Origin of the sequence: Granulicella sp. dw_53 (assembly GCF_018449545.1) — a bacterium.
Taxonomy (GTDB): Bacteria; Acidobacteriota; Terriglobia; order Terriglobales; family Acidobacteriaceae; genus Edaphobacter.
In genome coordinates this window covers 319,698-334,214 of sequence record NZ_JAAVUR010000004.1, presented here as the reverse complement: position 1 = coordinate 334,214, position 14,517 = coordinate 319,698, and the positions used below count along the sequence as shown (strand labels likewise).

7 protein-coding genes are annotated in these 14,517 nt (G+C 52.9%); 6 read left to right on the top strand and 1 reads right to left on the bottom strand.

Going from position 1 to position 14,517, the window contains the following annotated elements; all coding sequences use genetic code 11:
- Positions 1-361: 361 nt before the first annotated feature.
- The 6 genes from HB393_RS08775 (at position 362) to HB393_RS08750 (ending at position 11,214) form a co-directional block, all read left to right on the top strand.
- Entirely contained in the window at positions 362-775 is a 414-nt protein-coding gene (locus HB393_RS08775; RefSeq protein ID WP_213804779.1) for a hypothetical protein, read from the top strand.
- A 739-nt stretch (positions 776-1,514) separates the two neighbouring features.
- A complete protein-coding gene (locus HB393_RS08770; RefSeq protein WP_213804778.1) occupies positions 1,515-4,628 on the top strand; it encodes a metallophosphoesterase in 3,114 nt (1,037 codons plus the stop codon).
- A gap of 396 nt (positions 4,629-5,024) precedes the next feature.
- Positions 5,025-6,476, top strand: coding sequence for an N-6 DNA methylase (locus HB393_RS08765; protein ID WP_213804777.1), 1,452 nt, complete (start codon positions 5,025-5,027; stop codon positions 6,474-6,476).
- Positions 6,473-7,606 carry a PDDEXK nuclease domain-containing protein gene (locus tag HB393_RS08760; RefSeq protein ID WP_213804776.1) on the top strand — a complete coding sequence of 378 codons (1,134 nt, stop codon included), beginning with the start codon at positions 6,473-6,475 and terminating at the stop codon, positions 7,604-7,606. The genes HB393_RS08765 and HB393_RS08760 overlap by 4 nt, the downstream gene beginning before the upstream one ends.
- Positions 7,599-8,831, top strand: coding sequence for a restriction endonuclease subunit S (locus HB393_RS08755; RefSeq protein ID WP_213804775.1), 1,233 nt, complete (start codon positions 7,599-7,601; stop codon positions 8,829-8,831). Before HB393_RS08760 ends, HB393_RS08755 begins: the two co-directional genes overlap by 8 nt.
- Positions 8,832-8,838: 7 nt before the next feature.
- Positions 8,839-11,214: a type I restriction endonuclease subunit R gene (locus tag HB393_RS08750; protein WP_213804774.1), complete on the top strand. Its 2,376-nt coding sequence runs from the start codon at positions 8,839-8,841 to the stop codon at positions 11,212-11,214.
- Between the two features lie 691 nt (positions 11,215-11,905).
- Here the strand turns inward: HB393_RS08750 and HB393_RS08745 are convergent.
- Complete coding sequence (locus tag HB393_RS08745; RefSeq protein WP_213804773.1) at positions 11,906-14,515, bottom strand: ABC transporter permease; 2,610 nt, start codon at positions 14,513-14,515, stop codon at positions 11,906-11,908.
- Positions 14,516-14,517 lie beyond the last annotated feature (2 nt).

The following is a 14,517-nucleotide window of genomic DNA, read 5'->3' as shown; positions in this document are numbered from 1 at the left end:
CGCACGATCCGACCGCATTTCGAGAGTCCGTTGTCCAATGGTTGGAGTCAGCCTGCGTGCGTCACCCGCGATGCTTTAGTGGTGTTATCAGCCTCCACCGAGCATACTGCGACTGGGAGCTTTCGCACGAAGACGTCCCATGCCCTCGCGAGACGTTCCATCGCTTACTTCAAGACTCGGGGTTTATCGTTATCAACAATTTGGTTTCTGGCTTAATATTGCGCGAGGATTTTGAAGGCGTCGGAAAGTACCAACACATCAAGAACCTTCTATGCTGACGCATGCAACGCGGAATACCGAATGTGTCGGACGCGTAATTCGCCTAAAGAATGGCCGATTTAGGGTTTGGGGGAGTCAACAGGTGGAACCGATTGCCCTGCCTCTTATACCCGCGCTTAGAGCCGAAGATATCTGGACAGCTCACTGCAAATTGAGAAAAGAGGAGTATGCCGAAGCCTTGCGTAAAGCAAGTTGCCCGGAAGGGGCGAGGTTAATTTCTCTGATTTCAGTGAGAAGGGCCTTCTTAGCAATGGTGGATGAAGAAGATTACGAGTGGTTGTCATGTTACGACTGGCATGCCTGGACCCGGCGTGGATATTTAAACGTTCGTGCTGTCGCATTGATTGATGGCAAACCACGTCAAATGTCGCGTCTTGTGATGCGCGTTGGGCATCGCTATACGCAGGTCCGTTGTATCAACGGGAACCAACTCGACAATCGTAAGATGAATCTTCAGATGCTCACGACCAAACAGAGCGCCTTACCGTCCGCATGACTCTTCGGAGCATTTGTTTTGCGCCAATTTTGCGCCTATCTCTTGCAATGCATTCATTCGCAAGTACTACGCGCACCCACTTGTCTTTGCCAGACTACGTGGCGTGCGGCCCTGATTGTGCTGACTGAACCAGGCGCATCCATGTCGTTTTCGTATCAGTATTCAACGTTGTTAATTCCGCTTCATGCTTACTTCTATAGCACTCCGAACCTATTGAATGAGATACCCTCTTTGCATTAGGGTGTATCGACATTTTGTCTAAGCCATCTCATTGACTCATTGAGCAAGCGATAGCGACGGTGGCCTTAAGGAAGGGTGCCCGCTTACTCTGATCTGAATAGTTCGCTTGCTTCCTTGGTGCTCAATGCCTTGCCGACTTGGTAGACAGCGAAATCGCTCATCGACTTGAAAAAGAGGCGGGCGAACCGGATACGCATCCGTAAAAAGACCAGCAATAGTTTGAAGCTCACGCTTGGCCAAAGTATCTGTCCTCTGTCCAGCTATGATTCGGGAGTGTGGTCCGAAATGACGACCGCCCAAAACGTTCTTGCGCAATCGTGCATTTGAATTTAGTCTGAATCGTCAAACTTCCCACTCAATTTGACTGCGTCATTGCTTCTCACTTCTGGTTTTGTGTGTCCAGACCTCGCATCAGGTGTGCGTAACAGGGAAGGCTGTTCGTCAACTTCCATTAATTACTGAAATAGCGTTATCTCATTTGTAGCTAAGGAGCAAGTTAATGCGTCTTGCGGTATTGCAACTCAGCGACATACATTTCCAGCCGACAAAAAAATTCGTCATGAATCGACTAACCAAAGTCGTGGAAGCAATCACGGCGGCAGATCTAGATTGGGATCACATGTTAGTAGTGTTCAGCGGTGACATTGCATTTTCAGGTAAGAAGGCCGAATTCGATCTCGCTGCAGCATTCGCATCGGGACTTAAGGCTGAAATACACCGACGCAAAGCAAATTGCATACTCAAAATGGTTGCAGTGCCAGGCAATCATGATTGCGATTTTACAAATCCCGATAACGTTACTAGGGAAATCCTCCTCCCCGTTATTCGCCAAAACATAAAATCACTAAGCGGAACAGAGAAACCATTGGAGCATCTTCTCTCGGTTCAAAGTGAATTTGAAATTTTTAATAGCTCATTATCAGACGACCAGCCCCAGCGAAAACTTAGCGATCGTGCTGTTCAGGTGTTCAAATTCTTTTTTGGCGAAACAGCAGTCAGAGTGACCCTCCTTAATACCGCTATTGCATGTCAACGACATATGAATAAAGCAGAAAGCGATCAGGGCAAACTTTTCATACCAATACACCTCACCCGAGAGAGCAACACATCAGAAGATGAAGTTTATTCCATCACGGTACTGCACCATCCAACTAACTGGCTGGAATCAAACAATTCGGTTGAAACTCGTCATTTTCTAGCTGCTACATCTGATCTCGTTCTACTGGGGCATCAGCACGAAGAGGACGCCGAAGCCAAAGAAACTCTGAAAGAAGAAAAATATCTACAGGTAAGAGCTGCCGCCCTTCAAGGCGAGTTTGGCTCTGAGAGTGGTTTCAATCTCATCGTTTCGGATACTGAAAAGAGCGAAGAAGAAATTATTCAATTGATTTGGCTAACTGATCATTACTCTGTACGTGAGCGCAAGGTATGGCTAAAGGCAAATAGCCAACGGGCACTGCATCGTCAATTCGTACTCGCGGACCAAACACGAGAGAGTCTTAACGATCCGGGCACTGGTTTTACGCATCCGCGCAAGAAAAAACTAAGATTGGAAGATATCTACGTCCCTCCACGACTACAAGACGTTTTTGGAAGTCACAATAAGAACTTAGGAACGTATGATGACATTGATAGAGCCCCTGAAGAGCTGCTTACCGAATTGGAACTTACAATTCTCATCGGTGAGGGAAGGTCTGGGAAGACGACCCTAGCCAAGAGAGCATTTCTCCAACTTTACGAGGGTAAAGATGGCATCGTTCCCATATTTCTCGGAGGCGATGAAGTAAATTCTTCTCATCTCAATATCGCGAAATTATGGAAGTTAGTGGAACGTGAATTTCGTTCCCAATATGATGATAAGTCGCTGGCGAAATTTTCCCAACTAGATCGTTCGCTCCGGGCGGTAATAGTTGACAAATGGCAAAGTAGCGAACTGAATGAGGTTGGTCGTAAGGAGCTTTTGGAGCACCTGAGTCGTAGCTTCGGTAGAATTCTCCTTCTAACCGAAGCGACCCTAAAGTTAGATAAAGCGGAAATCTACACTGGTTCTTTTGCTGATAAGGGGCAATTTGCGGCTTATCGCATCGCCCCGTTTGGTCACCTTCTTCGTGCGTCGCTAATTAGGAAGTGGCTGATGATCGGGAGGGAAAAAACTCTTTCAAGTGAGACTCTTCATGATGAAGTACATCGTGCCGAACTTATTTTGAATACCGTATTAGGTCGTAGCCTTCTTCCCTCGTTCCCCTTTTTTCTGCTATCTCTATTGCAGATAGATCAGAGTACAAAAACGTCAAATCACGCCAATGGATCTTACGGTTATCTTTACGACTCGCTAATCACCATGGCACTTGCTGAAGTGAGTCAACAAGCAACCGAAGTTGATGTCTATTACACGGTCTTAGGGAGATTCGCTTGGCAGCTTCACAGAAATTCGAGAACAGGTTTGAGCGCTACGGAATTCACTGCTGTTCTCGTGCAATATGGTCAAGAGTACAAAGCCCTATTTGAGGCATCTGACATTAAGAACCGGTTACTTCGGGCGAGCATATTGGTCTACCAAGACGGCGAATATTCCTTCAGATATAAATATATTTATTACTTCTTCATGGCCAGATTTCTTGCCGACCAAATGAAAACTCCGGAGTATGCCGCCGCTAGTAGAACGTCGATGCTCAAAATTGCGGACAATATTGAAAATGAGGAAAATGCAAACATAGTCATCTTTCTCATTTATCTAACACGAGACGCCGATCTAATCGCCAAGCTTCTCTCAGACGCACGAGCTTTATTTGCCGGTTTTCCGATGTTTGACGCCGAAGCACACGTCGCGTTTCTTGCACCGGCAGTTCAACAGATGCTCACAAAAGAGGCAGTAATTGTTGATGCAACGCCCGAACAAAATCGAGACGAAGAGCGCCGGGCACGAGACCGAGAGGAACATGAAGACGAATCCCAAGAACAGCCCGAGAGAGGGCCAAATACGCAATTTATTAGATCAATAAAAAGCATTGATATCTTGGGCCAAATTGTACGTAATTTTCCTGGTTCGATGCCAGGTAAGCTCAAAGTAGAAATTACATCAGAGGTCTATCGTTTGGGATTGCGCGTGCTTGGTTCCATAATCTCCCGCATTGAGGCTAACGAAGACGAGTTCCGTGGGTTCCTCCGGCGAGCGATTCGAGGAAGCCTAAGAAGCGTTCCTGAACGAGAGTTCGAAGATGATGCTATAGATAAACGAGTGGATAGGGTGGTGGTCCTATACCTCGATATTATCGTAGTTTCCTTATTTAAAAATATTACTGCTGCAGTAGGATCATCCCAACTTAAACCGACCTACGATGAAGTAAAAGAGGGCCTGGGTAATACCCCCGCTGTCAATCTAATCGACTTGTCAATAGGGCTTGATCACGGTCTAAGTTTTCCGAAGAGTCAAATCTTGACCCTAAATGAGGATTTTCAGAAAAAATGGTTCGCACGAATCTTACTCCGCCACTTGGTGGCTAACCATTTCCGAATGTTTCATGTTGACAGATCCGCCGCCCTAACTGTGGCGAGTAAGATTGGCATTTCCATGAAGAGCCCTCAGATAATAGCGAGGCTCGCAGCCAAATGATTGAAGTTGACTTCCGATGGGCGACATTAGTAGTTGGATATCGGATACCATCTGTCTGCCGCTAAACTTAGCCTTTGAGAATGTATTGGCATCGATGCCAATTAACCTTAAATCGCTACCTCAGTGCGAATACTGACACTGCTACTCCGCCCGGGAAGAAAGAGGGCTAGCGTTAGAAGAGGCACGAGCACTAGCACAGCGACGGACGGTTATACAGTAAACAACAACGCTCGGGCTTCCAAATACGAGTGACCGTTCTTTGGGTTTAGTCGGCTTTCCGGGGCACCTATTTTCTATAAATAGGCAAAACTCCGTTATCCCACTACGATTTTGTGGCTGCGAAGGAACTCAGCTTATCCTATAGGTAGATACATAAGTAAAGGCCCCGCTACGAGTATGTTTGAACAGGCATTTAAGAAGATTGATGACATCTTACGCAAAGACGCTGGTGTTTCGTCCGAATTGGATTACATCGAGCAGACCTCATGGCTGCTCTTCCTGAAATACCTGGACGCCCTGGAGCAGGATCGCGCTCAGATCGCTGAATTGCATGGCCAGTCGCACTCCTTTCTGCTTGAAAAAGCCTACCGGTGGCACACTTGGGCCACTCCGCTTACCTCTAGCGGGTCCCTGGACCACAACCGCGCCCTCATTGGCGATGACTTGCGTGATTTCGTCGATCTGAAGCTCTTCCCCTACCTCAGGGGCTTTAAGCAGAGGGCCGACCGTCCCGACACCATCGAGTACAAGACCGGGGAGATCTTCGGCGAACTCAAGAACAAGTTCCAGTCCGGCTATAACCTGCGCGAGGTCATCGAACTGGTCGATACCCTGCGTTTCAACTCCCAAACCGAAAAGCACGAGCTCTCAGACCTTTATGAGGCCAAGATTCGCTCCATGGGCAACGCCGGACGCAACGGTGGCGAGTACTACACGCCCCGTCCGCTCATCCGCGCCATGCTTACTGTCGTCCAGCCCCGGATCGGGGAGACTATCTACGACGGGGCTCTCGGTTCTGCCGGGTTCCTTTGTGAGTCCTTCGAGCGGCTCAACAAGGAAGCTAAGAACGTCGCCAATCGCAAAAAGCTGCAAACCAGCACCTTTTATGGCCAGGAGAAAAAGCCGCTCGCCTACGTAATCGGGTTGATGAACATGATCCTCCACGGCATCGAGGCTCCCAACATCATCCATACGAACACGCTGGAGCTGAACAATAACGACATCCAGGAGAAGGATCGGCACGATGTCATCCTCGCGAATCCGCCCTTCGGCGGTCGCGAGCGCACCGAAGTTCAGCAGAACTTCCCCATCAAGACATCTGAAACGGCGTTTCTCTTCCTTCAGCACTTCATCCGTAAGCTCCGCGCCGGTGGACGCGCTGGCATTGTCATTAAGAACACATTTCTCTCGAACACGGATAATGCGAGCGTCTCCCTCCGCAAGCTCCTCCTAGAATCGTGCGACCTGCACACGATCCTCGACTGTCCCGGCGGCACGTTCCAGGGCGCGGGTGTGAAAACCGTTGTGCTGTTCTTCACCAAAGGCTCCGCAACGCGCAAGGTTTGGTTCTATCAACTGAACCCTGGCCGCAATCTCGGCAAAACGAATCCGCTAAACGATGCCGATCTGGCCGACTTCATCTCGCAACAGGCGACGTTTGCTGACTCGGCGCAGTCATGGTCGATTGATGTAAGCGGCATCGACAAAAAGACCTTCGACCTCTCCGTCAAGAACCCGAACGGCAATGATGAGATCGTCCATCGCTCCCCGCAGGAGATACTGGACGAGATCGCCGCCCTCGACCTCGAAAGCGCGGAAATCCTCCAGGGCATTCGAGGTCTGCTATGAGCAAACTCAAAAAGCCAGTTCCGCTGTATGAGGATATCCGTGCGCTGGTCCTGTCGGCCCGTCAGACCATCGCCCGTGGCGTTGACCTGCTGCAGGTTCATACCAACTATGAGATTGGGCGCCGAATCTTCGAACAGGAGCAGCAAGGCGCTAATCGCGCCGAATACGGCAAGGAAGTTCTCAACGAGCTTGCTGCCCGCCTGACGGCGGAGTTCGGCGCGGGCTTTTCACGAACTAACCTTGCGTCGATGCGCCAGTTTTACGTTGCCTACCCGGATCGGGTTTCACGAATTGTCCAGACACCGTCTGGACAATTCAAAGTGGGAGCGATTCCCCAGACATTGTCTGGGGAATTGCCAGTATCCCCAATCGTCCAGACGCTGTCTGGACAATCGCTCGATCCCGGCACTCAACCGCAGGCCGCCTTTACACTGAGCTGGTCGCACTATGTCTTCCTGATGGGTCTGAAAGAGGCCGAGCGCAGCTTCTATGAGATTGAGGCTACCCAGCAGGGATGGACGCTGCGGGAGTTGAAACGCCAGTTCAATGCCGGTCTCTACGAGCGCCTCGCTCTGAGCCGGGACAAAGATTCGATCCGGGAGCTTGCACGCAAGGGCCAGCACGTCGCAAAGCCGCAAGACCTGCTCAAAGAGCCCTACGTTCTGGAGTTTCTTGGCCTACAGGAAAAGGCCAGCTACTCCGAGTCCAAGCTGGAATCGGCCATCGTCACCCACATCGAGAATTTTCTGCTGGAGCTCGGCAAAGGCTTCCTCTTTGAAGCACGGCAGAAGCGGTTCACCTTTGACGAAGAGCACTTCTTCGTAGACCTTGTGCTCTATAACCGGCTCCTGCGCTGCTATGTGCTTATCGATCTTAAGATCGGTAAGCTGACCCACCAGAACCTCGGCCAGATGCAGATGTACGTCAACTACTTCGACCGCTTTGTTAGGACGAAGGAGGAAAACCACACCATCGGCATCGTCCTCTGCAAGAAAAAGAACACCGCCTTGGTCGAGATCACTCTTCCGAAGGATGCGAACATCCACGCCCGCGAGTACCAGCTTTATCTGCCGAGCAAAGAAGAGTTGCAGCAGAAGCTGGAGGAATGGATCGGTGAGCAGGATGCCTAAACTTCAAGAGACTCTGCAGCATTCAGGGGTCGCTATTAATCATCGCTGGAGCAATGCCAGACTCAGCGAGATTTGCTCGATCATTTATGGCTATACCGATTCAGCCACCACGGAGCCTGTCGGCCCGCGCTTCCTAAGGATCACCGACATTCAAGATGACAGGGTCAATTGGAGCACGGTTCCATATTGCAGCATAGACAGGGACAAAATCTCTCGTTACACGCTCCTAAGCGGAGACATCGTCTTCTCTCGGACCGGAGCAACAACGGGAAAAAGCTTCCTTGTGTTAGACCCGCCTGAAGCAGTATTTGCGTCATACCTTATTAGGCTCCGGCTCTTGGAAAAGAATGCCCTGCCCAAGTTTGTGAACTATTATTTTCAGACATCCACGTATTGGCGAGTGATTGCTGAAGGCTCGGTCGGAAGCGCTCAGGGCGGATTCAACGCAAGCAAGCTCGGCAATCTTGCCATCCCTCTGCCATCCAAAAGGGAGCAGGAGCGCATTATCGCCATCCTCGATGAAACATTCGAAGGAATTGCTAAAACCAGGGCTAATGCTAATAGGGTTCTGACAGTTTCTATTGCGTTGTTCGAGAGCCGTGTTGCACAGGTCTTTTCAGCGAGGGGCGATGGTTGGAAGCAACAGAGACTTGATGATGTCTGCAGCGACATCACAGTAGGCCACGTTGGCTCGATGATTAAGGAATATCGAGATGACGGCGTACCGTTCCTCAGATCGCAGAACATCCGGCCCTTTCGCATATCCCTTGAGAATGTTGTGTATATCGACGCCGCTTTCAACGCCACACTGAAGAAATCTCAACTGCGTCCTGGTGACCTTGCGATTGTCCGAACCGGCTATCCTGGTACAGCCGCTGTTATCCCGTCTGACTTGCCGATTTCTAATTGCAGCGATCTAGTTATCGTTCGACCCGGGCCTGCATTGGACCCGTTTTATATGGCTCATTTCTTCAATTCCGCACACGGCAAACGCTTGGTTTTAGGTAACCTCGTCGGTTCCGCTCAGAAGCACTTCAACATCGGCTCTGCTAAAAGCGTTTCAGTTCCTGTTCCATCCCTTAAACAACAGCAACAGGTCGTTTCGATGCTAGACGAATTCCGAGCGGAAGTTCAGCGCCTTGAGGCCGTCCATTTACAGAAGCTTGAATCGCTTGAAGCGTTGAAACAATCAATCCTCCAACAGGCCTTCTCCGGTACTCTTTAGGCAACAAATGCGCAACGAGTCCGAAACCCGAGCCGAGTTGATCGATCCCGCACTCCGCGCTGCCGGCTGGGGCGTGATCGCTGGCTCACGGATTCTGCGCGAGTTCAAGATTACCCAGGGACGTTTGATCGGAGCCGGACGGCGCACCGATCCCGATATAGCCGACTACATCCTCGTTTACCAAAACCGCAAGCTCGCCGTCATCGAGGCCAAGCGCGAAGACCTCTCAGAAGCCGAGGGAGTGGCCCAGGCCAAGCACTATGCCGGGAAGATGGCAGTCCGCTTCGCTTACGCGACGAACGGCCACAAGATCTACCGCATGGACTTGGGCAGTACGCCAGTTCAAGAGCCAGCCAACATAGATGAACCCGACGGCCCGGTTGCCATCTCGACTTCCGAGGGTCTGGTAGACCACTTCCCCACGCCGGATGAACTGTGGGCCGCGACCTTTGCCGTGCCGAATGCATGGCGCGAACGCTTCGCTCAGATTCCCTTCGAGGATCGCTCCGGCTCATGGGACGTTCGCTACTATCAGGACACCGCCATCCAGCGTGTCCTTGAGGCAGTCGCCGATGAACGCCAGCGCATACTGCTAACTCTCGCCACGGGGACCGGCAAAACCGCCATCGCCTTCCAAATTGCATGGAAGCTGTTTCATGCGAAGTGGAATCTCTCGCGCCAGCCTACCCGTCGGCCCCGCATTCTCTTCCTTGCTGACCGTAACATCCTTGCCGACCAGGCCTACAACTCATTCTCTTCGTTTGCCGACGATGCCCGCATCCGTATCGCACCGGACTCGATTCGCAAGTCTGGCAAAGTTCCTACAAACGCAAGCATCTTCTTTACGATCTTTCAGACCTTCATGTCCGGCACCGGCCCGGATGGCCAGCCAGCGCCTTACTTCGGCCAGTATCCACCCGACTTCTTCGACTTCATCATCATCGACGAATGCCATCGCGGAGGCGCGAATGACGAGTCGAACTGGCGCAGCATCCTCGACTACTTCGCCCCGGCAGTGCAGCTTGGCCTCACAGCCACTCCGAAGCGCCGGGACAACGTAGACACCTACGCCTACTTCGGAGAGCCGGTCTACATCTACTCCCTGAAGGAAGGCATCAACGACGGCTTCCTTACGCCCTTCAAAGTCGTTCAGGTATCCACCACTCTCGACGACTATATGTACACCCCGGATGACACCATCGTTGAAGGCGAAGTAGAGGAAGGCCGTCGCTACACTGAGTCCGACTTCAACCGCATCATTGAGATCAAGGAGCGCGAGGAGAAGCGTGTCTCTGTGCTCATGGAGCGGATCGACCAGCGGGAAAAGACCATCGTGTTCTGCGCTACGCAGCTCCACGCCGCCGCGATCCGTGACCTCATCAACCAGAAGAAGACGAGCACCGACCCGATGTACTGCTGTCGCGTGACAGCCAACGATGGCGCCCTCGGCGACCAGTATCTACGCGAGTTCCAGGACAACGAAAAGACCATTCCCACGATCCTGACGACATCGCAAAAGCTCTCCACCGGCGTCGATGCCCGCAACGTCAGGAATATTGTTCTGCTCCGCCCCGTGAACTCTATGATCGAGTTCAAGCAGATCATCGGGCGTGGTACTCGTCTTTTCGACGGCAAGGAATTTTTCACCATCTACGACTTTGTTCGCGCCCATCATCTGTTCAACGATCCCGAGTGGGACGGTGAGCCGCTTGATCCTGAACCAGATCCCGAGTCGAGACCACCTCAGCCGCCAATTCCGCAACCAGACGGTGACCGGCGAGATGGTGAAGAAGATCCGGCACCACGTCGCGAATGGTTGGTCATTCGGCTCGCAGACGGCAAAGCGCGTGAGATTCAGCACATGACCGCGACGAGCTTCTGGAGTGCGGAGGGGAGACCCATTTCAGCGAACCAGTTCCTTGAATCCCTTTTCGGCACGTTACCTGAGTTCTTCAAAGATGAAGATGGGTTACGGACCATATGGTGCAAGCCCGATACGCGTCGCGCGCTTCTCCGAAGTCTTCAAGACAAGGGCTTCGACCGCAGTCAGCTGGGCGAAATCCAACGATTGCTCGTCGCCGAGCAATCGGATCTCTATGATGTGCTCGCGTACATCGCATTTGCACTGCCCCGCATTACCCGTCAGGAACGTGCCGATCGTGCTCGACCCGCCATCCATGCTTCATTCCCGGAGAGACAGCGGGCATTTCTGGATTTTGTTCTCTCTCACTACATCACTGAAGGCGTTGAAGAACTAGACCAGGACCAACTCTCTTCCCTCCTCATTCTCCGATACCATGCCATCTCCGACGCCGTTCTCGATCTCGGATCTCCACCAGAGATCCGCGAGATGTTCGCGGGGTTCCAGCAATATCTCTACTAGCCTCCTTCCCTACGCACTTTCCAACAGTCGGTCCGTTATGTCTTTGAACAAAATTGTTGCGCCTATTCGTTGAGATATTTTTTTGCATTTTTTTTCAATGGGGCTAGTGCGTCAATGCCAAAATGGACGGGGTGGGGTGGCGGACAACTAATTTAATTGACACCGTCGGTCGTGCGTCGGGCTCCCAACGAGAAGCAAGGCCTGAATTACGCGCTCTTGGCTTTACTGCCACCGGTGAACCCGCCGGAAAGACGCAATAGTGCGCGGATTTGGAGAAATGATGAGAACGCGAAGTATTCCGATTTTTGATCTGGTATCGGCAACCTATGGCTTCTTATTAGACAAGTACTCCAGGCTCAATTCTGGGCGAAGGGTATTGAAGCTAAAACCGTGGTAAGAAACGTGGTAGCTCGGGATCGTGATGTCCGCAGAACCCTTCATTAAAGCCGGTATTTGTGCTAATTGTGAATCCCTCCGCCCGACCATTGTAAATCCAATAAAATCAATAGATTGGTTGATATCGCCGGTGGGGTGATACCGCTAGCTACGCTTCAGCGCGGAAATGAATGTGTTCGCCTCTTTCAACAACTCCGCCGTCACCGTTACCCGCTGCAATGCTGTATTCGCATCGAGCCACGCTAGTCAGTCGGCGATTTGTGCTCGCTGAAAATGCCCAGTTTCAATCACCGGCTTACTCGGCGCGAAGGGCTTCTACTGGATTTACCGATGCTGCGCGACGCGCGGGCAGGAAGCTGGCTGTCATCGACGCGGCCGCGAGTAGGAGGGCCACAAGGCTCAGGGTTAGGGCGTCCCATGCCTCTACACCGAACAGCAGACTGCGTATGAGCAACGATGATCCTACGGAACAGATAAGACCGATTGTCAGCCCAGTTGCTGTCAGCCATCCAGCCTGACGCATTACGAGTGTGTACACAGAGCTCCGCTGGGCACCGAGCGCCATGCGCACGCCTATCTCGCGGGTGCGCTGACTTACCGAGTAGGCGATCACACCGTAAAGGCCCACCACGCCGAGTATCAAGGCGATTGCGGCAAATCCGCCCACCAGCCAGGCCGAAGACCGATGAAGCAACGCCGCCTGTGTGGCGCCGATCTTCCCGGTCATGGTCGTCTCGTTCGAAATGGCGAGGTTTGGATCGATTTGATGGAGTGTATTCACCAGTACAGGCAGCATGGATCCCGCGTCCTGTGAGGTGCGCACTACAAGACTGAAACCATTCTGGCGGGTCTGATTGATGGGGAAGTACTCCGCCGGCCAGCTCTCGACGTCGAGGGGGCCCTCGCGAACATCGTCGACGACGCCGACGATCTCCCACACGGACGGACGCCCGGACTCGTCGTTGGCTATCCTCTGCCCGATCGGATCCTGGTTCGGGAAGTACTTCCGCGCCAGCGCCTGATTGATGACGGCCACTCGTGGATGAGAGGGATCATCTGCCTCGGTGAAGTATCGTCCTCGCAGGAGCGCTGCCTTGAGCGTGGGCAGGTATCCGGGACTTACGTGGCGCTCGTCCACCTCGTTGTGTTCGCCGTGGTCCGGTCTTCCCGGGAAGTGAATCCGGTCGGTGGCACAATTGCATTGAACCGGAAGCATGCTGGTCAAACCCGCTGTCTTCAGGCCCGGCAGGCTGGAGAGACGACCCACAATTTCGCGGTAAAGGCCGATGACCTGTTCGTCGTTTTTGTAAGTCGTGCCGGGAGCCATGACGCTCATCGTTGCGAGGTGGTTTGGATCAAAGCCCAGAGGTACGTGCAGCAGGCGATAGAGGCTGCGCCCCAGCAGACCTGCTCCTGCCAACAACACGACCGCAATTACCAGTTCGACCACCACCAGGTTCGCTCCTAGTCTGCGCCAGAGACGGGTGCCGGAGCCGCGGTCGCCATCGGCCATTTCTTCACGCACCTTTAGAGACGACAACCGCAACGTAGGCGTGACGGCCAGCAGCAGGACTGCCAGTGTAGCGACTGCTGCGCCGAATGCGACGGTGTGCGGGTTCAGGCCGACGTCTCCCAAGAAGGGCATCTTCGATGCCATGCCCTTCGGAACGAGGCTGCCGAGGAGCTTCATGATTCCGGCGGCAACCATCATGCCTGCCAGACTGCCTAGTAGACCGAGCAGCAGCCCTTCGGTCACAAACTGCTCCGCCAAGCGGGCTTGTGTCGCGCCCAATGCGCCTCTTATGGCCACTTCGCGTCGACGGCTCTCCGAGCGCACCAACACAAGGCTGCCGACGTTGACATAAGCGATGAGCAAAAGCAGAATGGCGCCGCCTAAGAGTGTCAAAAGGATGGGCCGCACATCGCCAACGATGACCTCCGTGAGGGGAACAACATTCGCGCTCAGATCGAGACCTGTTATGCCATATTGCCGCTGAAGTTGTTTTGCGATGGGATTCATTTCAGCCAGCGCCGCCTGGGCGGTGACGCCGGGGCGGAGTCTTCCAATCCCCCAGAACGTATAGAAGCCCCGCATCTTCTCGTGATCGCTGAAGCTGTTAAGCGGGACCCAGAACTCGGCGCTGCCGGCAGGGGCGAAGGAGAACCCACGAGGCAGAACGCCGATGACGGTGAAGGCTCTATCGTCGAGGTCAACTGTCTGGCCGACTGCGTCGCTCCGCGCGCCAAAACGATGGAGCCAGGCGCCATAACTCAGAAGCAGGACGTTGGGGCCACCCGGCCGGTTCTCGCCCGGATAGAAGTCACGCCCGAGCATCGGTTGGACACCGAGAGTCTGGAAGAAGCCGCCGCTCACGCGTTCGGCTTGCACAGGTTCTGCGCCGGAGGAGGTGTTCAGGATGTAGCCGGTGTTGTTGTAGACATCGAGCGAGCTGAAGGAATGATTCATCCGCTGCCAGTCAAGATAGTCAGGGTAGGAGAGCGGCCAGCGCGGCGACTCATCGCTGCTTTCATTCACTGACATCAACTGGCTGGGATTCGTATACGGGAGAGTCTCGAGGAGAGCCGCATCCACGAATCCAAAGGTGGCCACGCTGGCACCTATGCCGAGAGCCAGTACAAGGATCGCCGTGGTGGTGAAGCCAGGATTTTTTATAAGCTGACGAATGGCGAACCGGATGTCGCGCATCCGATTGTCGAACCACACCATACGGTCTCTCAGATAGAAGCGTTCCTGCGCCGCACCTACATTGCCGAAGGCGATATATGCCCTGCGGCGCGCTTCGTCATCGCTCAAGCCCTCACGCCGAAGCTCCTCAGCTTCGAGTTCCAGATGCGCCTTGATCTCTTCAGCGAAATCATCTGTGCTCCGCGTGCGCTTGAACATGT

Coding starts and splice junctions, on each gene's coding strand:
- HB393_RS08755 (WP_213804775.1), top strand. CDS start 7,599: ATGCCTAAACTTCAAGAGACTCTGCAGCATTCAGGGGTCGCTATTAAT.
- HB393_RS08760 (WP_213804776.1), top strand. CDS start 6,473: ATGAGCAAACTCAAAAAGCCAGTTCCGCTGTATGAGGATATCCGTGCG.
- HB393_RS08765 (WP_213804777.1), top strand. CDS start 5,025: ATGTTTGAACAGGCATTTAAGAAGATTGATGACATCTTACGCAAAGAC.
- HB393_RS08745 (WP_213804773.1), bottom strand. CDS start 14,515: ATGTTCAAGCGCACGCGGAGCACAGATGATTTCGCTGAAGAGATCAAG.
- HB393_RS08750 (WP_213804774.1), top strand. CDS start 8,839: ATGCGCAACGAGTCCGAAACCCGAGCCGAGTTGATCGATCCCGCACTC.
- HB393_RS08770 (WP_213804778.1), top strand. CDS start 1,515: ATGCGTCTTGCGGTATTGCAACTCAGCGACATACATTTCCAGCCGACA.